Here is a 20,736-nt window from a genome sequence, read left to right as displayed (position 1 = left end):
ATGACGATTGCAATCTTGGCAATGCAAGGAGCATTCTTAGAGCATGGACAGATGCTGGACCGCCTGGGCGTGGAACATTTCGAAATCCGTAAAAAAGAAGATCTGGATCGTTCTTTTGACGGACTGATCCTTCCGGGCGGAGAAAGTACCGTTATGAGAAAGCTTCTGATCGAGCTGAACATTTACGATATATTGAAAAAGAAAATCGAGGACGGACTTCCGGTATTCGGAACCTGTGCCGGACTAATCCTTTTGGCAGAGCAGGTAGAAGATGGTGTTCCATGCTTTGGCACAATGAACATTTTGGCAAAGCGGAATGCATATGGAAGACAGCTTGGAAGCTTTTATATAGAAGATGAGATGAAAGAAATTGGAAAGATTCCAATGACATTCATCCGTGCACCGTATATTGACGATGTCTACGGAGAGGCAGAGATACTTGCCGTAGTAGATGGAAAAGTTGTGGCCGCAAGACAGGGCAGCCAGCTTGCAACTGCGTTTCATCCGGAACTGAATGATGATACAAGTGTGCATGCATATTTTGTAGAAATGATAAAAGGAAGCAAGGCACAGGCTGTATAGAAACGTCATTTATAATATGAAGACGGAACGACATTTTATGTAATAGGATAGTACTGTGTTTTTGAAAAGGAGATGTAAAAAACTCGATTGAGTTTTTTTACATCCCCTTTTTTGCGCTTGTTGTTTTCATTTATAAGAGAAAATAATTTACCACGTTAAAATTGTACAAAAATAAAAACAAATAAAATCCACAAAACATAGTTGACAAATAGGAAATATATGAATATAATACAAAACATATCAAACAGATAGGAAAACTAAAATACAAAAAAGGAGAACAAAGCGATGGTAAGAAGATATGTAGAAACAAGCAAAAAGAACATGATGTGTTGTTGCTGTATGATGTCGATGATGGATACAGCTTGTTAATCATGCATATCATGTTACCTGAGATAAGATAGAGATAAGAAGAAGCGGGTACACGATATCAGGATGTATCCGCTTTTATTATATCCAGATAGGCGGACACGATGAAAGGAGTTCGAAAATGGCAGTAAAACTGATTGATGAATTACAAAAAGAAATAAAAGCGGCCGGCGAAGCAGTTAAGCAGGAAGCGTATGAAAAAGCATATGATCATGTATTTCAGATCCTCGATAATCTGGAAAAGTTGTTGAATGACAACAGATACCTGGAAGGAAATGAGATTACAGAGGAAGACAAGCGATTATACGACATCTTGATCCGGTTCGATGCAGTCTATTATTTCAAACAGAGACTGAATAGAAAGGCATTGAGGGATTATGACAACCTTTGGAATTACGCAAAAGAATTATACAGCATTCCGGAGTATAAAGAATTTGCAGATTTCGAAAAGATCAAACAAGAAGAACTTCTCGGAACCAAAGAAGAAAATCCATATCAGATCGTAGGACTTGGACCGGATGAAAGTTACTGGAATGAACCGAACAACAGAGCAGAGAAATTTGCTTAGAATATACAGTATTGATAAGAAGGAGAACAGCATTTGTCTACAGATCTGTTCGAATAAAACAGAAGAAAAGATAGAAGAAAGTCAGAAAAAAGGAGACAGTGACATGGCAGAATTTGATTATGAAGTAGTAAATGGAAGAAAGATTAGAGTTCGTCCGGTAGAGACAGTTTCAGAAGTAGATGAGAATGGATATTTCGTCCGTCAGCCGAATCATTTCACTGAAGGATTCGGAGAAGGAAAGAATCCGGTAGAAGCGGGCAGATACAGGCTGGTGTGGGCAAAGCTTTGCCACTGGTCTAACAGAGCTTCTATTGTAAGAGAACTTCTTGGATTAGATGAAGCGATCAGCGTGAATATGGTAGATCATGCGGAGCACGAAAAGAACCTCGGATGGGAATTCGTATATGACAAAGATAACGTAGATCCGGTTCTGGACATCCAGTTTTTAAGTGAAGCATATTATAAAGCAGACGATGATTACACAGGAAGAACTACCGTACCTGCACTGATCGATGTAAAGACAGGAAAAGTAGTAAATAACGATTATCATAAGCTGACTAATTATTTTGAAGTAGATTTCAAACCATTCCATAAAAAGAATGCGCCGGAGCTGTATCCGGAGGAGCTAAGAGATGAGATCGATGAACTGAACGACTGGTTGTTCGATAACATCAACAACGGAGTATACAAGACAACCTTCTGCAGATCAAAAGAAGCTTACTGGGATGCATACAATTCCTTCTATGCAGCAATGGATCTGCTGGAAGAAAGACTGGAGAACCGAAGATTCTTATTCGGAGATTATGTAACAGACAGTGATGTGAGACTTTATGTAACACTTGCAAGACTGGATATCCGTTATACACATCAGCTCGGACACACCAAACGTCCACTGTTCACTTACAAGAACCTGTGGGCATATGCAAGAGACCTGTATCAGATTCCGGCATTCAAGAACAATACATATTTTAAAGATTTTGCAAATCCGGATAACAAGAAACAGGGAAGAACATTCGAGTCATTCAATGCAAGATTCTTAGATGAGATTGACTTTGATGCATACTGGGGAGCACCTCATAACAGAGCAAGACTCAGCAGCGATCCGGGTAATAAATTCAGAACAGAAAAACAGGATTAAGAAAATATACAGCAGCGATATAGAAGAACAATACAGAAAGGCAGGAATCGTAAGATGGCAGAACATGAATATTATGAAGTAAACGGAAGACAGATCAGAGTCAGACCTACAGAGTCTGGTCAGGAAATAGATGAATATGGAAACTTTCACAGACAGCCGAATCATTTCACAAAAGGATTCGGAGAAGGAGAAAACCCGGTAGAAGCAGACAGATATATCTTATTCTGGGGAAAAGGATGCAACTGGTCCAACAGAGCATCGATCGCAAGAGAGTTACTCGGACTTGATAAGGCAATCAAAGTTGAAATCGTAGACTGGGGCGATTATGAAAAACCACTTGGATGGGAATTCGTAAACTCACCGAATCATATTAACAAGGAGACGGGAGCACAGTTCTTAAGTGAATTATATTACAACGCAGATGATGATTATGAAGGAAGAACTACCGTACCGGCATTGGTAGATTACAAAGAGAAAAAGGTAGTAAATAACGATTACCACCATCTGACGAATCATTTCGAGACAGCATTTAAACCATTTCATAAAAAAGGCGCACCGGACCTTTATCCGGAAGAATTAAGAGAAGAGATCGATAAGCTGAATGTATGGTTATTCGAAAATGTCAATAATGCCGTATACCGCGCACAGTTTGCAGAAAGTTTACAGGCATTCAAGGACGGATATGAGACATTCTTCGCAGGACTGGAAGCAATGGACAAGCGTCTGGAGAATCAGAGATTCTTATTTGGTGATTACATCACAGACAGTGACATCCGTCTGTATACAACACTTGCAAGATTTGACTACAGCTATTCCAGAAATATCGGACCTTGCGTACACAGACTGGTAGATTACAAGAACCTGTGGCCATATGCAAGAGATCTGTATCAGATCCCGGCATTCAGACACAATACATATTTCAAAGATTTCGCAGCATCTGAGGATCTTACGCATGCACCGGAAGATTACTGGGAGAATGTATATTACGACATTGTTGTACAGGAGACGGACTGGGATACAATCTGGAGCCAGCCAACCGGAAGAGAAGCACTAAGTAAGGATCCGGCTCATAAGTGGAAAGCAGAAAAATAGGCAGAAAACAGATACAAAAAACAGGAGGAAGAACCGATGGAAGCAATCCGTGTAACAGATAAAGAATGGGAGATCGCAGGAGTCCATTATGTGAGGACTGAGGCCATGTGCAATGGATTTGGTGTGTCACTGGAGATGGAATTCGGTGAAGATAAGGCAGGCGATGAATACATACTGGTGCTGGATGGAATCCATCCGGTATCGACCTGCAGACTGCATCAGCTGGATGAAAATACCGGAAAGATTGAAAGAGTCGCAACACTTAAGGAATATCGCGGACAGCATTATGGAGCAGCGGCGATCACTGCGGCAGAAGAGTGGTTTGCAGAACGCGGTGTGAAAAAGATCTTTATCAACTCCAGAACCGAAGCAGTTGGATTTTATGAAAAGCTTGGTTATGTGGCTGATCCAAAGCAGATTACAGGAACCGGAGCATTTCAGTGTATCATGACGGAAAAACAGCTGTAACCTGCAGCGAACAGAAAATACAGATGAAAAACAGAGAAACGAACAAAGTATAAAGAGGGAGAATGTATTATGAAAAAAAATAAACTGGTAAGCATAGCAGCAATCACTGTAGCACTTGGAGTACTGGCAACCGGATGTGCCGGAGGATCCGGATCTTCCAAAAGTGACAGCAAAAGTTCCGGCGGAACGAAGACGGTAACAGTAAAAGCAGGAACCGGAGCGAATGTAAAGCCTTATACCTATGTAGGGGATGACAATGAGACAACAGGATATGATGTCGAAGTATTAAAAGAAATCTTTGACCGTTTAGACGGATATGATCTTCAGATTGAAGTAACAGATATCCCTTCTGTATTCTCCGGAGTTACAAGCGGAACTTATCAGATCGGAGTCAATAACTTCTCATACAATGAAGAAAGAGCGAAATCTTATCTGTACTCTTATCCATATGACAAAATCGGATATGTATTCATTACCAAAAAAGGTGCACCGGAAGTAAAAACATTTGCAGATGCAGCAGGAAAATCCTTTGAAGGACAGTCCGGTGTCAGTGTTACAACAGCAATCGAGAGCTGGAATGAAAAGAATCCGGATAAGAAAATCGACATTACTTATACTGATGCAGATACAGCAATCACATTACAGCATATCGAAGATGGAACAACAGATCTTGCAATCATTGATGTGGCAATGTACAACGCATATCAGAAAGAATACAACTATGATGTAGTTGCTAATCAGATCTCTGATGAAGATGCAAAAGCAATCGCAGATAACAGCTATGCTTATTACATTTTCCCGAAAGATCAGGAAGAACTCAGAGACAAAGTAGACGAGCAGTTAAAAGAACTGAAAAAGGATGGAACACTTAGCAAATTAAGCCAGAAATATTTCGGACAGGATACAGCTCCGGAAGATGATCAGTTTGAAAAAACTTCAAACTAACATCAGTCTGGAATCCAGAAAGGAAGAATCAGCATGAGTAATTTATTTGATATTAAGATGGTATTTACCCAGATACCGGATCTGTTAACCTATCTGCCGGTGACACTGGAACTGGCAGTGGTATCCATGATCGTCAGCCTGATCCTCGGACTGATCCTCGCACTGATCAAGATGAAAAAGATACCGGTATTAAAACAGCTTGCCAATCTGTATATTTCAGTGATCCGTGGAACTCCGGTACTGGTACAGTTGTATGTAACATACTTTGGAATCCCGATGATCTTAAAAGCCATCAATTTGAAATATGAAACGAATTATAATGCCAACGGCGTGGCACCGATCATCTATGCATTTATCGCACTGGCAGTCAATGAATCGGCATACAATGCAGAAGTGATCAGAGCTTCACTGGAATCTGTACCGAAGGGACAGATCGAGGCAGCCAATGCACTTGGCATGACATATTTCCAGGCATTACGAAGAGTGATTCTTCCGGAAGCAATCGTAGTTGCATTACCTTCACTTGGTAACTCCTTTATCGGACTGATCAAGGGAACATCGCTTGCATTCGTCTGTGCGGTTGTAGAGATGACGGCAGCAGGAAAGATCATCGCAGGACGTACATACCGTTACTTTGAAGTCTATGTATCTCTGGCGATCATTTACTGGATCATTACGATCATCGTAGAGCAGGGAATCAAACTGATTGAGAAGAAGATCCGCATACCGGAGAATGCACCGGCAATACAGACAGATGAGGGGGCATTGAACCAATGATTGAAGTGAAAAATATTTCCAAAAAATTCAATAATAACGTGGTCTTAAACGGCATCGACCTGAACATCAACAAAGGTGATGTTGTAGCGATCATCGGACCATCCGGAACCGGAAAGTCAACATTCTTACGCTGCCTGAACAGGTTAGAGAAGCCGGAAAGCGGAAGCATCAGCATCGGAGACCTGAGCGTAGATCTGGCACGCAGTGATAAAAAGTCACTGGTAGAGCTTAGAAAAAAGACCAGCATGGTATTCCAGGGATTCAATCTCTTTTCCAAAAAGACAGCATTGGAAAATGTAATGGAAGGCCTGATCATCGTAAAGAAAATGGACAAGAAAAAAGCAGAAGAGATCGCAAGAGAACAGCTTAAGAACGTAGGACTTCTGGAATGGGCGAATCATTATCCGGCACATTTATCCGGAGGACAACAGCAGAGAGTTGCGATCGCAAGAGCACTCGCAATGGAGCCGGAACTGTTACTTCTCGATGAGCCGACATCTGCACTGGATCCGGAGCTTGTAGGAGAAGTACTGGATACGATCAAGAAGGCAGCGAATGAAGGATATACAATGCTTTTAGTATCTCATGAGATGAACTTTGTAAAGAATGTTGCAACAAGAGTTATCTTCCTTGAGAATGGTAAGATCATCGAGGACGGACCTCCGAAGGAAGTGTTCAATCATCCAAAGAGTGATCGTGTGAGAGAGTTCTTTGCAAAGATCAACCGTATGGTGGAACCGGAATATTCTATCTAGTTACAGAACCTGCTGCGGGCAGGTTCTTAGTGTATAAGCAGGAGATTTAGAACATGAGCATTTGGATAAAAACAGATAAAGAAAATGTAGACTGCCGGACGGATATAGATTCGGAGACAATGAATACGAGAGGAGAACAAAAGAATGAGAATATCATCAGATAAATGGACTGGAAAAGAAGTAGATAAAAGTGGAAAATTCGTACGGCAGAAGAACCGGTTTGATACACCATTCGGAGAAGAAGAAGGACAACTCCCGGTAGAAGCCGGTAGATACAGACTTCTCTGGGCACCGGTATGCCCGTGGGCGCACAGAAGTATTATCGTGAGAAAATTACTGGGACTGGAGGATGTGATCAGTGTCGGAAAAGCAGACCCAAAGCGTCCGAATGTATCAAGAAGCGACTGGGCATTTACCCTGGATGAAGGTGACGTAGATCCGGTACTTGGAATCCACTACATCAGCGAAGTGTATTTAAACGCAGACCCGGATTATCAGGGAAGATTTACCGTACCGGCACTGGTTGATCTGAAGACGAAGAAAGTTGTAAATAATGATTACTTTCATCTGACACTGTATTTTGAGACTGCATGGAAGAAATATCACAAACCGGGAGCTCCGGATCTTTATCCGGAAGAGTTCCGGGAAGAGATCGATGCCCTGAATGATATCATTTTCAGAGAAGTAAATAACGGAGTGTACAAAGCAGGATTTGCGAGAAACCAGGAGGCATATGAGGAAGCTTATCATATGGTATTCAACCGTCTGGACTGGTTGGAGGAAAGACTGGCCGACAGAAGATATCTGTTCGGAGATAAGATTACAGAATCGGATGTCCGGTTATATGTAACACTGACAAGATTCGATGTGGCTTATCATAATATCTTTCGTGTGAATAAGAAGCGTCTGAGAGATTATGATAATCTGTGGGCTTATGCAAGAGACCTGTATCAGACACCGGGATTCGGGGATACGACAGATTTTGCGGCAATCAAAAAACATTATCACATTGACTGCAATCCTGGAAATATTCATCAGATCATTGCAAAAGGACCGGATGAAGAAGCGTGGCTGCTTCCACATGGAAGAGAGAAGCTTTCAGAAAAATAAAATATAAGAGATTAGAAAAATAAAAAAGCTGTCAGGTTATGAAGGTATGCTAACCAGACAGCTTTTTGTGATATAAAAGTGTACACGGGAAGATACCGGGATGTATAATATTTTAGAGAAAGTATTTTTCGGAGATACACTAGTATTAAAATTTCGGAACATCCAGTTTTGGAATGATTTAATAATCGGAGGAGTGAAATATATGTATGAGCAGGATTATATAATAAGAATGAATAATGAAGTTATAAGAACAATGGTGAAGTTATTATTAAACAAGGATACAGGTGTACCTGTAAATATTTCAGAGGGAACAATTAAAAGCGAAAACAAAAAAATGTTAGAAGCTGCAAACGGACAAAGTGGTATAGATAACATTAAGAAGATAGAAGAGGAGATATTAACGCTTGTAGATGCGGATAAAGAAGGAGCTTTAGAAAAAGCGCTTGTATTCTATGGATATCTAAATGAACTGACGGAAGATGCATTATTGTCGAAGAATTATAGTCACGAAAAAATTAAAAAAGGGCTGAAGATGGTTGCGGAGCATTATGGAATATTAAATGTTATTGATTTGATATACAGATAAAACTGTAAAACATACTTGACAAATATGACATAGCGGTAATATAATAAAACCAATCCATAAAACCTATCAAAACAATAGGAAATATAAGGATTGGCTTTATTTAGTTTAAAGAACGGAAGGGAGCGTGCAGGATAATGACAAAAGAAAAGCGAATGTGGGGACGAATGCGATGTTGTTGCGCTTGCGCGCATGTAAAATAAAAATATAAAAAACATACTAAACATAGTTGACAAATAGGAATTAAGGTAGTATAGTAAATTCATCAAGAAAACATACCAAAAAAGTAGGAAAGGTAGGAAGCAAAATGTCAAAGATTTATAAAGGAACATTAGGACTGATCGGAAATACACCACTGGTGGAAGTAGTAAACATAGAAAAAGAACTTGGTTTGGAAGCAACACTTCTTGTAAAGCTTGAGTACCTCAATCCGGCAGGAAGCGTCAAAGACAGAATTGCAAAAGCAATGATCGAAGATGCGGAAGAAAAAGGAATCTTAAAAGAAGGTTCTGTGATCATTGAACCAACATCCGGTAATACAGGAATCGGTCTTGCATCCATCGCAGCAGCAAAAGGATACAGGATCATCCTGACAATGCCAGAAACGATGAGTGTGGAAAGAAGAAACATCCTGAAAGCTTACGGCGCAGAGATCGTACTGACAGAAGGAGCCAAAGGAATGAAAGGAGCCATCGCAAAAGCAGATGAGCTTGCAAAAGAGATTCCAAACAGTTTCGTTCCGGGACAATTTGTAAACCCTGCTAACCCGGCAGCACACAAGAAGACAACAGGTCCTGAGATCTGGAACGATACAGACGGAGCAGTCGATATCGTGATCGCAGGTGTCGGAACAGGCGGAACACTTTCCGGAATCGGTGCTTACTTAAAAGAGCAGAAACCGGAAGTTCAGATCGTAGCATTGGAGCCGGCTTCCTCACCGGTACTTTCAGAAGGAAAAGCAGGCCCGCATAAGATTCAGGGAATTGGAGCCGGATTCGTTCCGGATACATTAGATACCAAGATCTATGACGAAATCTACAAAGCAGAAGCAGACGAAGCATTTGAGACAGCAAAACTTCTTGCTAAGAAAGAAGGAGTTCTGGTAGGTATTTCATCAGGAGCTGCACTTGCAGGAGCTATCGCACTTGCAAAACGTCCGGAGAACAAAGGTAAGACAATCGTAGCATTACTTCCAGATTCAGGTGACAGATATTATTCAACACCATTATTTACAGAATAAAAAGATATAGAATCCGAAACAGAACGGACAGTATCAACAAATAACGATAAAATTATGAAGAAAAAGGAGATCAACCCAATGAGCGAAAAAATCACAAGAGAGAATAGAGAGTTAAAATTTGAAACATTACAGTTACACGTAGGACAGGAAAGTCCGGATCCGGTTACAGATGCAAGAGCAGTGCCGATCTATCAGACATCTTCTTATGTATTCCGCAACAGTGATCATGCAGCAGCACGTTTCGGACTGGCAGATGCAGGTAACATTTACGGACGTCTTACAAACCCTACAGAAGACATTTTCGAAAAACGTATTGCAGCACTGGAGGGCGGAGTTGCAGCACTGGCAGTAGCATCCGGAGCAGCAGCAGTAACATACACGATTGAGAATCTCGCACAGAACGGAGATCATATCGTAGCAGCTAAGAATATTTACGGTGGATCATTTAACCTGTTAGAGCACACACTTCCACAGTACGGAATTACAACCACATTCGTTGACATCTTTGATTATGATGCAGTAGAAGCAGCAATCCAGGACAACACGAAAGCACTCTATATCGAGACACTTGGAAATCCAAACTCAGACGTTGTAGATATTGAGAAGATTGCAAATATCGCACATGCGCATAAGATTCCGCTCGTTGTAGATAATACATTTGCAACACCTTACCTTGTAAGACCGATCGAGTACGGTGCAGACATTGTTATCCATTCAGCAACAAAATTCATCGGTGGACACGGAACAACAATCGGCGGCGTCATCGTTGACAGCGGTAAATTCGACTGGGAAGCATCAGGAAAATTTGCTTCTCTTACAGAGCCAAACCCGAGCTACCATGGAATCAGCTTTACAAAAGCAGTAGGACCTGCAGCATTTGTTACAAAGATCCGTGCGATCCTTTTAAGAGATACAGGAGCAACCATTTCTCCGATCCATTCATTTATCTTCTTACAGGGACTCGAGACATTATCATTACGTGTAGAGCGTCATGTTGAGAATGCACTGAAAGTAGTAGATTACCTGAACAACCATCCACTGGTAGAGAAGGTTAACCATCCGGCTGTATCTGATGATCCGGAGCAGCAGGCATTATATAAGAAATATTTCCCAAATGGCGGAGGATCTATCTTCACATTTGAGATCAAAGGTGACGCACAGAAAGCAAAAGATTTCATCGATAATCTGGAACTCTTCTCACTGCTTGCTAATGTTGCAGATGTAAAATCTCTGGTTATCCATCCGGCAACAACAACACACAGCCAGTGCACAGAAGAAGAATTACTGGATCAGGGAATCAAGCCTAATACAATCCGTCTGTCAATCGGAACAGAGCACATTGATGACATTATCCAGGATCTGGATGAGGCATTCAAAGCCGTAGAATAAGAAATAATGAAGGAGTGTGGAGATATATATGAAACTTTCAATGAAAAGCAGATATGGTTTGAGAGCGTTGATCGACCTGGCCATCAATTCAAAAACTGAACAGGTGGCGCTCAACAGCATTGCAGAGCGGAACAAGATATCTCCACAGTATCTGGAACAGGTATTTGCAAGTCTTAGAAAAGCAGGAATCGTAAAGAGTATCAAAGGCTCCCAGGGCGGCTATTTCTTAAGCCGTCCGCCACAGGAGATTACCGTTTCTTCTATTATAGAAGCTTTGGAAGGTGACTACCGCATCGAAGATGAGGAACTTCCGAAAGAAGGAAAATATACCGGGAGTGTCAAAGCAATCCAGAAACTGGTGATCGACAGGGTAAATGACAGTGTGACAGAGATCCTCCAGTCAGTAACCTTGCATGATCTGGAGAAAGAGTATCAGGAATACATTGATTATGGACAGGATATGTATTATATATAATATCAGTTCACACAACAAAACATACTGTATTAGTGGGAAACCACTGGTACAGTATTCTTTTTTGTGGTAAACTTTTCTAGCGTATATTTGAAAGATAAATGTTTTTAAAACACATTTCAGTTCCTTGACAGACAGGGAAAAACGTCATATAATACCAGATAAATAACAAAACCTATCTGGTTAATAGGAATAGCTGCTGCATGAACAGCAACTCACAAAGAGAGGTTAAAAGATATGAAGACAATCACGATAGAAGAGTTATTACAATTAGATCAGGATACAATCACAGTGCTGGACGTCCGTCCTGCAGATGCATATACCAGAGGCTCTGTACCGGGAGCGGTCAGCATCCCGCTTGCAGAAGTAGAAGAACGTATGGAAGAACTTCCGAAAGAAAAGCCGGTGTATGTATTATGCCATACCGGTGAATGGAGTGTCGATGCTGTTTATGAACTGGAAGCAGCCGGATATGATGCGGCGAATATTGAAGGCGGATACCGTTCTTTTTTGAGAAAGAAACTAAGTGAGTTCGTACAGGATGAAAATACTACCGGAGAGAAGCAGAAAGAAATTGAACGCAGTATCATCAAGAAATTCCGCAAGGGAATCTGGAGAAAGTTCACGAAAGGAATCAGAGAATACGATCTGATCCAGGACGGAGATAAGATTGCAGTCTGTATTTCCGGTGGAAAAGATTCCATGCTGATGGCAAAGCTGTTTCAGGAACTGTTAAAACATGGCAAAGCGAATTTTGAATTAGTATTTCTGGTAATGAATCCGGGATACAATGAAGATAACTGGAAGATCATTCAGGATAACGCCAAAGTACTTGGAATTCCGCTTACGGTATTTGAGACACAGATATTTGATACGGTAGCAGATATTGACAAGAATCCATGTTACCTTTGCGCGAGAATGAGAAGAGGCTATCTATACTCTCACGCAAAAGAACTGGGATGTAATAAGATTGCGCTCGGACATCATTTCGACGATGTGATTGAGACGATCCTTATGGGGATGTTCTACGGCGGAAAGGTGGAGACGATGATGCCGAAGCTCCATAGCCAGAATTTCGAGGGTATGGAGCTGATCAGACCAATGTATCTGATCAAGGAAGATGACATTATAGCATGGAGGGATTACAATCAGCTCAACTTCATTCAGTGCGCATGCAGATTCACAGAGAACTGTGTATCCTGTGGCGGCGGAAGAGGTTCCAAACGTGACGAGATGAAGGAACTGATCAAGGAATTCAGAAAACAGGGAGATATTATCGAAAAGAATATTTTCCGGAGTGTGCATAATGTCAACTTAAGAACGATTATCGGATACCACAAAGATGACATGGAATATAATTTCCTGGATGATTACAATGAAAGAGGTAAATAAATAATGAATTACGGATTTGAGACACGATGTATACACGGAAACGGAACAGATGAAAAGACACATTCTTACGGTTCAGTAGCAGTACCGATCTACCAGGCAGCGACATTTGCCCATCCTGGTATTGGACAGTCTACCGGATATGACTATACGAGAGAGAGCAACCCGACAAGAACAGAGCTTGAGCATACGATGTCGGCACTGGAAGGTGCGGTAGATACTGTAGCATGCGCAAACGGTATGGCTGCGGTAGGTCTTTGTCTGGAGTTATTTGACCGCGGGGATCATATCCTTTGTACAGATGATCTGTATGGCGGTTCTGTCAGAATGTTTGAATCTGTTGGCGGGAAGAGAGGGTTGGAGTTCTCTTATGTAGATACTGCAGATGCAGATCTTGTAGAAGCAGGTATCCGGGAGAATACAAAAGCACTTTATATCGAGACACCGAGTAACCCGACCATGCGTGTCACAGATCTCAGAAAGATGAAAGAAATCGCAGATAAACATAATCTGAAGATTATTGTTGACAATACATTTCTTTCACCATTATTTCAAAGACCGATTGAACTGGGAGCGGATCTGGTTATCCACAGCGGGACAAAATTCCTTGGTGGACATAATGACACACTGGCAGGATTCCTGTGTTCGGCGGATGAAGAGACAGCGAAGAAGATCCGTTATATATATAAGACAGTCGGAAGCTGTCTTGCACCATTTGACAGCTATCTGATCTTGCGTGGAATTAAGACATTGTCTGTAAGATTAAGAGCACAGCAGGATAATGCGATAAAGATTGCGAACTGGTTAAAAGGACATGAAAAAGTAAAACAGGTCTATTATGTAGGCTTGAAAGAGCATCCGGGGTATGGAGTAAATGCATCACAGGCAAGCGGATTCGGGAGTATGATTTCTTTCAAAGTAGATAGTGAAGCAACAGCAAGGAAACTCCTGGAAAGTGTGAAACTGATCGCTTATGCAGAAAGTCTCGGAGGCGTAGAGTCACTGATCACTTACCCGATGCTTCAGACACATGGAGATCTGCCGGTAGAAGTAAGAGAGAAACTTGGAATCACAGAAGATTTCTTAAGATTGTCAGTTGGAATTGAAAATGCAGATGATCTAATCGCAGATCTTGAGCAGGCACTTGCGTAGGAGGATGCACAGATGAAGTTCGATTTTGATAAAGTAGTGGACAGACATGGAACAAAATGCCTGAAATATGATTTCGCAAAAGAAAGAGGGAGAAGTGATGATATGCTTCCGCTCTGGGTGGCAGATATGGATTTCCCGACAGCACCGGGAATCCAGAAAAGCTTAAGTGACGCAGTCGCACACGGAATCTACGGATACAGCGAAGGAAAAGATGATTACTTCCAGGCAGCAGCCGGATGGTATGAGAAGCATTTCGGATGGAAAGTAGAAAAAGAATGGCTGATCAAGACACCGGGCGTGGTGTTCGCACTTGCGATGGCAGTGAAGGCTTACACAGAAGAAGGAGATGCAGTGCTTTTGCAGCAGCCGGTTTATTATCCGTTCAGTGAAGTTATTACAGATAATCACAGACGCCTGATCAATAACCCGCTTCAGCAGATCGACGGACATTATGAGATCAACTTTGAAGAATTCGAGCAGAAGATCGTCGATGAAAATGTCAAATTATTCCTGATGTGCAGTCCGCACAATCCGGTCGGACGTGTCTGGAAAGAGTGGGAACTTCGTAAGATCGGAGATATCTGTCTGAAGCATAACGTACTGGTAGTCAGTGATGAGATCCACAGTGACTTTACATATGGAGACAATGTACACCATGTATTTGCAGCGCTGGATGAGAGATATGCTGCAATCACTACAACCTGTACTGCGCCAAGTAAGACATTTAACATTGCAGGACTTCAGATTTCCAATATCTGGATCTCGAACCCGGAACTTCGTGCAAGATTCCAGGCAGAAGTGACGGCTGCCGGATACAGCCAGGTGAACCTGATGGGACTGGTGGCATGCCAGGCAGCATATGAGACAGGAGAAGAATGGTTAAAAGAACTGAAGATCTATCTGGCAGAAAATCTGGATTATGTGCGTACATTCTTAAAAGAAGAACTGCCGGAGATCAAGCTGACAGAGCCGGAAGGGACTTACCTTCTGTGGCTGGATTTCAAGAGTCTCGGTATGAAAGAAGAGCAGTTAAAAGATCTGGTGGAGAACAAAGCGAAGCTGTGGCTCGACAGCGGGGCCATGTTCGGACCGGACGGAGAAGGATTTGAGCGTATAAATATTGCGTGTCCGCGAGAAATTTTAAAACAGGCATTGACACAACTGGCTGAATCAGTGCATGATAGATAAGTGAAAATACGTTAAAGAAGGGAATTTTTCATGAAGAATCCACTGCACTATCAATTTTCCGAGTATGACTGCGGACCGACAACTATGCAGAATGCAATCAGTTTTTTATTTGAGAGGGAGGAAATCCTGCCGGAGATATTACGAAATATCATGTTATATTGTCTGGACTGTTATAGTTCTGACGGCAATCCGGGTGAAAGCGGAACTTCCTGTGCGGCAATGATGTTCTTAAGTAACTGGCTGAACAGCATGGGAAATATTGACAAGCTGGCGGTTTCCAGCAAATATCTGTCCGGAAAGTCAGTCTATATCGGAAATGAAAGTTACGTGAACGATGCATTAAAACGCGGTGGTGCAGTTGTGTTGCGTCTGTATACAGATGAGTGGCATTATGTGTTGCTGACTGGAATAGATGGTAAAAATGTGCGGATGTTTGATCCTTATTACTGCGACCAGGAGTATGAACAGAAAGATATCATCAGAGTGTTGGATCAGCCTACATGTTGTAACCGGATCGTACCGTGGAAGTATTTTAATAAGACGGCACTTAACATGTATTCCCTTGGACCGTACGATGGGCGGGAAGCTGTTATTTTATTTAATGAAAAGACAAGACTTACGGAAGAAGAGACCATCGAATACTTTATTTAGAGGTGAAAGTCGGAAATGAACGAAGAGATCAAAAATGAAATCAAAAAACTGAAAAAGGAAAAAGATGCTGTAATCCTGGCACATTATTATGTAGATGGGGAAGTGCAGGAGATTGCAGACTATGTAGGAGACTCTTATTATCTTGCAGAGATTGCAACCAAAGTTCCGGAGAGCACGATTGTTTTCTGTGGAGTCTCTTTCATGGGAGAAAGTGCGAAGATCCTGAATCCAAAGAAGAGAGTCGTAATGGCAGACGGTCATGCAGACTGTCCGATGGCACACATGGTAGACGTAGATAAGATCAGGGAAGTGAGAAATGAATACCCGGATGTATCTGTAGTCTGTTATGTGAACTCAACCGCAGAGATCAAAGCAGAGTCAGACGTATGTGTAACATCGTCAAATGCACTGAAGATCGTGAAGAATCTTCCGAATAAAGATATCTTCTTTATCCCGGATGAGAATCTTGGACGTTATGTGGCAAGCCAGCTTCCGGAGAAGCACTTCATCTTTAATGATGGTTTCTGTCATGTACATAAGAGTATCCATAAAGAAGAACTCCAGAAAGCCAAAGAGGCGCATCCGGAAGCGCTGGTACTGACACATCCGGAATGTACAGGCGATATTCTGGAATTATCCGACTTCATCGGAAGTACATCACAGATCATTGATTATGCGACAAAGTCAGAAAACAATACATTCATTATTTGTACCGAGATGGGTGTGTTCTATGAACTGCACCAGAAGAATCCGGAGAAGAAGTTCTACTCTGTAGGACACAGACAGTTCTGTCCGAATATGAAGATGGTACGTCTGGAAGGTGTAAAAGAAGCACTCGAGACTATGCAGCCAGAGGTGAATCTCGGTGAAGAGATGCGCCAGAAAGCGGCGCTTCCGCTGGAGAAGATGCTGAAGCTGGCAGCGCAGTAGAAGATTCTTTGAATACGAAATTATGTGAAAAGATACCATCAGGTTCCGAGAATGGAATCTGGTGGTATTTTTTCTTGCTATGTGTTCGGAAGACTTTGTTTGAGCTGTTAAAAACAATGAAACAATTAAAATAATGGTTTTTGATGATTAAAAAACAATCATTTTAATTACTTTTGCTTTACAAATAATAAAGTTTGTGATTTAATAAAGAAAAAACGGGTATCATAAAAACAGAAGGTGAGGTTATGAAAGAAAGATTATTTATAACACCAGAATATACAACAGCAAAGGAAATCAAGAGAATCCGGAAAGAATTACATCTGACACAGAAAGAATTTGCGGAATTTATCAACTGTTCAAAACCGACAGTAGAGCGTTGGGAGAGAAGTGAAGAAGTTATCCGTGGGCCAATTGTTCCATTTCTTAGGATGCTGCAAAAATATCCGGAATATGAGCAGGAAGTCAAAGTTCCGGAAAAGGTATGGCCGCTCAGGATATGGTATATGTATGGTCAGGATGTATGTACTTTAATTGATGTGAATGAGTGGGAACGGAAAGTAAAAATAAAAAATTATACAGATAAGATTATGTTTCGAGCATTTGGGGTTATGGAAGAGCCGGATTATAATCAGTATATGGAATTTCTGGAATCCAGATGTTTTCCGAAAAGCAGAGATAAGATGAAACTGATATTGAAAGAGCTGGAACTGCCGTTTTATGATCCAATCATGATCATAGAGAAAACGGAAGGACGGATGGCGGAGGATGATTTTTGGATCCGTATAGAGAGGTAAATGAATGATAGAACTTTTTGAACAGAATATCAGGACAAATGAGCGGCAGTCGTCAAAAGGGAATCAGTTAAAATGGGAGAATAAAGGAATCTGGTACAAAGCTGATTATACAGGATATGAAGGACTGACAGAGTATATGATATCGCATCTGCTAAAAAGATCTACGCTGTCTGAACAAGAATTTGTATGTTATGACCTGGAAGAAATAAAATACGGAACGGTAATTTATAACGGAGCAAAAAGTAAAAATTTCCTGAGTGAAGACTGGCAGATCATAACTTTAGAGAGGCTGTTTCATAATTTTTTTGGAGAAAGTTTGTATAAAAGCCTGTATAGAATACCAGATCATGAGGAAAGATTACGTTTCTTAGTGCAACAGGTAGAACGGATGACGGGACTTCAGAATTTTGGAATATATATGAATAAATTGTTGACGATAGATGCATTTTTCCTGAATGAAGACCGACATATGCACAACATAGCTGTCTTGATGAATGGAAAAGGCGATTATGCATACTGTCCGATTTTTGATAACGGCGCAGGACTTTTGGCAGATACGACGATGGACTATCCTTTGACAGGAAATATTTATATACTTATGGATAAGGTTCGGTCAAAAACAATATGCAGTGCATTTGATGAACAATTAGATATTTCCGAATCTTTATATAAAATAAATTTAAAGTTCTGTTTTACAAAAAAAGATGTGACGGAATTGCTTGCAAATGCAGAAGAATATCCGGAAGAGATAAGACAACGTGTGGAAACGATTATATTTGCACAAATGAGAAAATATCCGTATTTGTTTTTGAAAACATAGAGGATTATAATAAATGGAGGCATATTACGAAAGAGAGGTAGTAATGAATGAAAATTGTAATTATTAACGGAAGTGCAAGAAAAGGCAACACATTAACAGCAATCCATGCATTTATGAAAGGAGCAGCTGAAAAGAATGAGATTGAAATCATTGCTCCGGACAAATTAAAGATTGCTCCATGCAAAGGATGCGGTGTCTGTCAATGCTATAAGGGATGTGTAGACCAGGATGATACCAATCCAACAATCAATAAGATTGCAGCTGCGGATATGATTCTGTTCACAACGCCGGTCTATTGGTGGGGAATGTCTGCACAGATGAAACAGATCATTGATAAATGTTACTGCAGAGGAATGCAGTTAAAGGAGAAAAAGATAGGAGTGATTGTCGTTGGTGGTTCTCCAACTGACAACATACAGTATGAACTGATCCGCAAACAGTTTGAATGCATGGCTTCGTATCTGTCTTGGGATGTATTATTCCAGAAATCTTATTATGCAAATGGAAAAGATGAACTTGTGAAAAATGTGGAAGCAATGGAAGAACTGGAAAATATTGGAAAAGAGATTTTATAGCTGATCAGAGCAGTGTATGATAGAAGGAGAAATGGAAGGTATGATAAATGAAAGAATCGAAATATGGAAAAAAGAGGAGTACCATTATCCGGCAGCACATGGTTTCATACCGGTGATGTTCAGCTATATCCATGAGGATGAAAAGAAGCATCCTGCAATGCTCATTGCGCCGGGTGGTGCGTACCGAGAAACATCCCCGTCGGAAGCACACCTGCCGGCAATGGAATTCTATCAGGCAGGCTACAATGTATTCGTTCTGGAATACACGGTAAACCAGCTGGATGAAGCACCACTGAAGCTGCAGCCATTAAATGACATGTCAAGAACCATCCGGATGATCCGTTCCCGGGCAGAAGAATACCATATCAAACCAGATCAGGTTGCAGTCTGCGGATTCTCGGCAGGAGCGCATCTGTGTGGGAGTCTTTGTGTACATAACAAGGATGTAGAAGATCCGGAAGAAGCATATCAGAATGTATCCAACCGCCCGGATGCAGCAATCCTGTCTTATCCGGTCATCACTTCAGGAAAATATGCACACAGAGATTCCTTTGTTGCACTGTTTGGAAAAGAGCCGTCAGAGCAGGAACTGGACTATATGTCGCTGGAAAATCATGTGACAAAAGATACACCGCCATGTTTCCTGTGGCAGACCGTAACAGATCAGACAGTTCCGGTGGAGAACAGTTATCTCTTTGCACAGGCTTGTGCACAGGCTGGTGTACCATTTGCACAGCATGTATTTTCAGAAGGAATCCATGGACTATCTGTGGCAACCGAAGAGTGGTTAGAGCAGAATATAGGGCAGGAAGAAGGAAAAAGATATACACAGGAACAGGTGCAGATGCTTGCAGAGGCAATCGAGGCCGGCGAGACTCCATTTCCAAAGGAAAAAGGAGAGGAACTTCTGGTGAAGTTCGGTATCGGACGTAAAAAGCCGGCAAGATGGACGGAAAAGCAGAAAGAGGGAATCCGCAAAACGCTGAAAGAAGTACAGAGCTGGACGCAGCTTGCAGAAGTGTGGATGGAGAAATATCTGAAAGTGGAATAGAGGAGAATAAAGGGTACAGGCATTTCAAAACAGTGTGGCAATCGAATCTATAAACTGGAAATTACTTGTAGTACTAAATTGATAATTGTATAATAGTGAGAAAAGAAGGAACAAGAAAATTGATATAGGATAAGAGATAAAATGGAGTTATACAATGGACGCCCGGAAGACACATCCGGACGAAAAGAAAAAGAAATAAAAGTTTACGATATACTGGACAGTCTGCATATCCCCTACATCAGAGCGGATCACGAAGCAGTCATGACAATGGAAGCCTGTGAAGAGATTGATAAAGCGCTGGGAATGGAGATCTGTAAGAATCTGTTCTTATGTAACCGGAAGAAAACGTCATATTATCTGCTTTTGATGCCAGGAAACAAAGCGCTCAAGACAAAAGAACTGTCACAGCAGATCCCGACCACGAGATTATCCTTTGCATCGGGAGAAGACATGGAAACATATCTGAATGTAACGCCGGGCTCAGCTACTGTCATGGGACTGATATTTGATCCGGAGAATAAAGTGCAGCTTCTGGTGGATGAGGAACTTCTGGAACAGGAAGAATTCGGATGTCATCCATGTGTGAACACTTCCAGTATCAAGATGAAGACAGCGGATGTATTTGATAAATTTCTGAAAGAAATCCATCATGATTATATTACGGTGAAGCTTTCGGATGGAAATGAACAGGAGTAATAAAA

23 protein-coding genes are annotated in these 20,736 nt (G+C 41.4%); all 23 read left to right on the top strand.

Annotated elements, in window-relative coordinates; genetic code table 11:
• The 23 genes from pdxT to NQ508_RS11120 all read left to right on the top strand — a co-directional run bounded on the left by pdxT (window position 1) and on the right by NQ508_RS11120 (window position 20,731).
• Entirely contained in the window at window positions 1-582 is a 582-nt protein-coding gene (pdxT, locus tag NQ508_RS11230; protein WP_006428358.1) for a pyridoxal 5'-phosphate synthase glutaminase subunit PdxT, read from the top strand.
• A 487-nt stretch (window positions 583-1,069) separates the two neighbouring features.
• Window positions 1,070-1,516 (top strand): glutathione S-transferase C-terminal domain-containing protein, encoded by a 447-nt coding sequence (locus NQ508_RS11225; protein ID WP_006428359.1) that lies wholly within the window; start codon window positions 1,070-1,072, stop codon window positions 1,514-1,516.
• A gap of 103 nt (window positions 1,517-1,619) precedes the next feature.
• A complete protein-coding gene (locus NQ508_RS11220) occupies window positions 1,620-2,654 on the top strand; it encodes a glutathione S-transferase C-terminal domain-containing protein (RefSeq protein WP_044920457.1) in 1,035 nt (344 codons plus the stop codon).
• Window positions 2,655-2,708: 54 nt separating this feature from the next.
• A complete protein-coding gene (locus tag NQ508_RS11215; protein WP_006428361.1) occupies window positions 2,709-3,746 on the top strand; it encodes a glutathione S-transferase C-terminal domain-containing protein in 1,038 nt (345 codons plus the stop codon).
• Between the two features lie 36 nt (window positions 3,747-3,782).
• Window positions 3,783-4,214: a GNAT family N-acetyltransferase gene (locus NQ508_RS11210; RefSeq protein WP_006428362.1), complete on the top strand. Its 432-nt coding sequence runs from the start codon at window positions 3,783-3,785 to the stop codon at window positions 4,212-4,214.
• 69 nt (window positions 4,215-4,283) lie between these two features.
• Window positions 4,284-5,159, top strand: coding sequence for a transporter substrate-binding domain-containing protein (locus NQ508_RS11205; RefSeq protein WP_006428363.1), 876 nt, complete (start codon window positions 4,284-4,286; stop codon window positions 5,157-5,159).
• Between the two features lie 33 nt (window positions 5,160-5,192).
• Complete coding sequence (locus NQ508_RS11200; protein ID WP_006428364.1) at window positions 5,193-5,936, top strand: amino acid ABC transporter permease; 744 nt, start codon at window positions 5,193-5,195, stop codon at window positions 5,934-5,936.
• Window positions 5,933-6,691 (top strand): amino acid ABC transporter ATP-binding protein, encoded by a 759-nt coding sequence (locus NQ508_RS11195; protein ID WP_006428365.1) that lies wholly within the window; start codon window positions 5,933-5,935, stop codon window positions 6,689-6,691. The genes NQ508_RS11200 and NQ508_RS11195 overlap by 4 nt, the downstream gene beginning before the upstream one ends.
• Before the next feature lie 144 nt (window positions 6,692-6,835).
• Window positions 6,836-7,801 carry a glutathione S-transferase family protein gene (locus tag NQ508_RS11190; RefSeq protein ID WP_006428367.1) on the top strand — a complete coding sequence of 322 codons (966 nt, stop codon included), beginning with the start codon at window positions 6,836-6,838 and terminating at the stop codon, window positions 7,799-7,801.
• Between the two features lie 100 nt (window positions 7,802-7,901).
• The gene (locus NQ508_RS11185) at window positions 7,902-8,387 is read left to right on the top strand and encodes a DUF6483 family protein (RefSeq protein WP_006428368.1); all 486 of its coding nucleotides are present in this window, start codon (window positions 7,902-7,904) and stop codon (window positions 8,385-8,387) included.
• Window positions 8,388-8,691: 304 nt separating this feature from the next.
• Window positions 8,692-9,624, top strand: a complete 933-nt coding sequence (gene cysK, locus NQ508_RS11180) for a cysteine synthase A (protein WP_006428369.1) — start codon at window positions 8,692-8,694, stop codon at window positions 9,622-9,624.
• A gap of 78 nt (window positions 9,625-9,702) precedes the next feature.
• A complete protein-coding gene (locus NQ508_RS11175; protein WP_022415468.1) occupies window positions 9,703-11,013 on the top strand; it encodes an O-acetylhomoserine aminocarboxypropyltransferase/cysteine synthase family protein in 1,311 nt (436 codons plus the stop codon).
• Window positions 11,014-11,041: 28 nt separating this feature from the next.
• A complete protein-coding gene (locus NQ508_RS11170; protein ID WP_006428371.1) occupies window positions 11,042-11,488 on the top strand; it encodes an RrF2 family transcriptional regulator in 447 nt (148 codons plus the stop codon).
• A gap of 234 nt (window positions 11,489-11,722) precedes the next feature.
• Window positions 11,723-12,877 (top strand): PP-loop family protein, encoded by a 1,155-nt coding sequence (locus NQ508_RS11165; protein ID WP_006428372.1) that lies wholly within the window; start codon window positions 11,723-11,725, stop codon window positions 12,875-12,877.
• Between the two features lie 3 nt (window positions 12,878-12,880).
• Window positions 12,881-14,026 carry a trans-sulfuration enzyme family protein gene (locus NQ508_RS11160; RefSeq protein ID WP_006428373.1) on the top strand — a complete coding sequence of 382 codons (1,146 nt, stop codon included), beginning with the start codon at window positions 12,881-12,883 and terminating at the stop codon, window positions 14,024-14,026.
• Between the two features lie 12 nt (window positions 14,027-14,038).
• Window positions 14,039-15,214 (top strand): MalY/PatB family protein, encoded by a 1,176-nt coding sequence (locus tag NQ508_RS11155; RefSeq protein WP_006428374.1) that lies wholly within the window; start codon window positions 14,039-14,041, stop codon window positions 15,212-15,214.
• A gap of 30 nt (window positions 15,215-15,244) precedes the next feature.
• Entirely contained in the window at window positions 15,245-15,865 is a 621-nt protein-coding gene (locus NQ508_RS11150) for a C39 family peptidase (RefSeq protein ID WP_006428375.1), read from the top strand.
• Window positions 15,866-15,880: 15 nt separating this feature from the next.
• Window positions 15,881-16,795 (top strand): quinolinate synthase NadA, encoded by a 915-nt coding sequence (gene nadA, locus NQ508_RS11145; protein ID WP_006428376.1) that lies wholly within the window; start codon window positions 15,881-15,883, stop codon window positions 16,793-16,795.
• Between the two features lie 245 nt (window positions 16,796-17,040).
• On the top strand, window positions 17,041-17,589 hold the full coding sequence (locus NQ508_RS11140) for a helix-turn-helix domain-containing protein (RefSeq protein ID WP_006428377.1): 549 nt from the start codon (window positions 17,041-17,043) through the stop codon (window positions 17,587-17,589).
• 4 nt (window positions 17,590-17,593) lie between these two features.
• Complete coding sequence (locus tag NQ508_RS11135) at window positions 17,594-18,409, top strand: hypothetical protein (RefSeq protein WP_006428378.1); 816 nt, start codon at window positions 17,594-17,596, stop codon at window positions 18,407-18,409.
• Between the two features lie 47 nt (window positions 18,410-18,456).
• Window positions 18,457-18,984, top strand: coding sequence for a flavodoxin family protein (locus NQ508_RS11130; protein WP_006428379.1), 528 nt, complete (start codon window positions 18,457-18,459; stop codon window positions 18,982-18,984).
• Between the two features lie 40 nt (window positions 18,985-19,024).
• The gene (locus tag NQ508_RS11125; RefSeq protein WP_044920463.1) at window positions 19,025-20,035 is read left to right on the top strand and encodes an alpha/beta hydrolase; all 1,011 of its coding nucleotides are present in this window, start codon (window positions 19,025-19,027) and stop codon (window positions 20,033-20,035) included.
• A gap of 141 nt (window positions 20,036-20,176) precedes the next feature.
• Window positions 20,177-20,731 carry a prolyl-tRNA synthetase associated domain-containing protein gene (locus NQ508_RS11120; RefSeq protein WP_006428381.1) on the top strand — a complete coding sequence of 185 codons (555 nt, stop codon included), beginning with the start codon at window positions 20,177-20,179 and terminating at the stop codon, window positions 20,729-20,731.
• Window positions 20,732-20,736: the final 5 nt, after the last annotated feature.

It is taken from the genome of Dorea longicatena (genome assembly GCF_025150085.1).
Taxonomy (GTDB): Bacteria; Bacillota; Clostridia; order Lachnospirales; family Lachnospiraceae; genus Dorea_A; species Dorea_A longicatena.
This window is presented reverse-complemented; position numbering and strand designations above follow the sequence as displayed.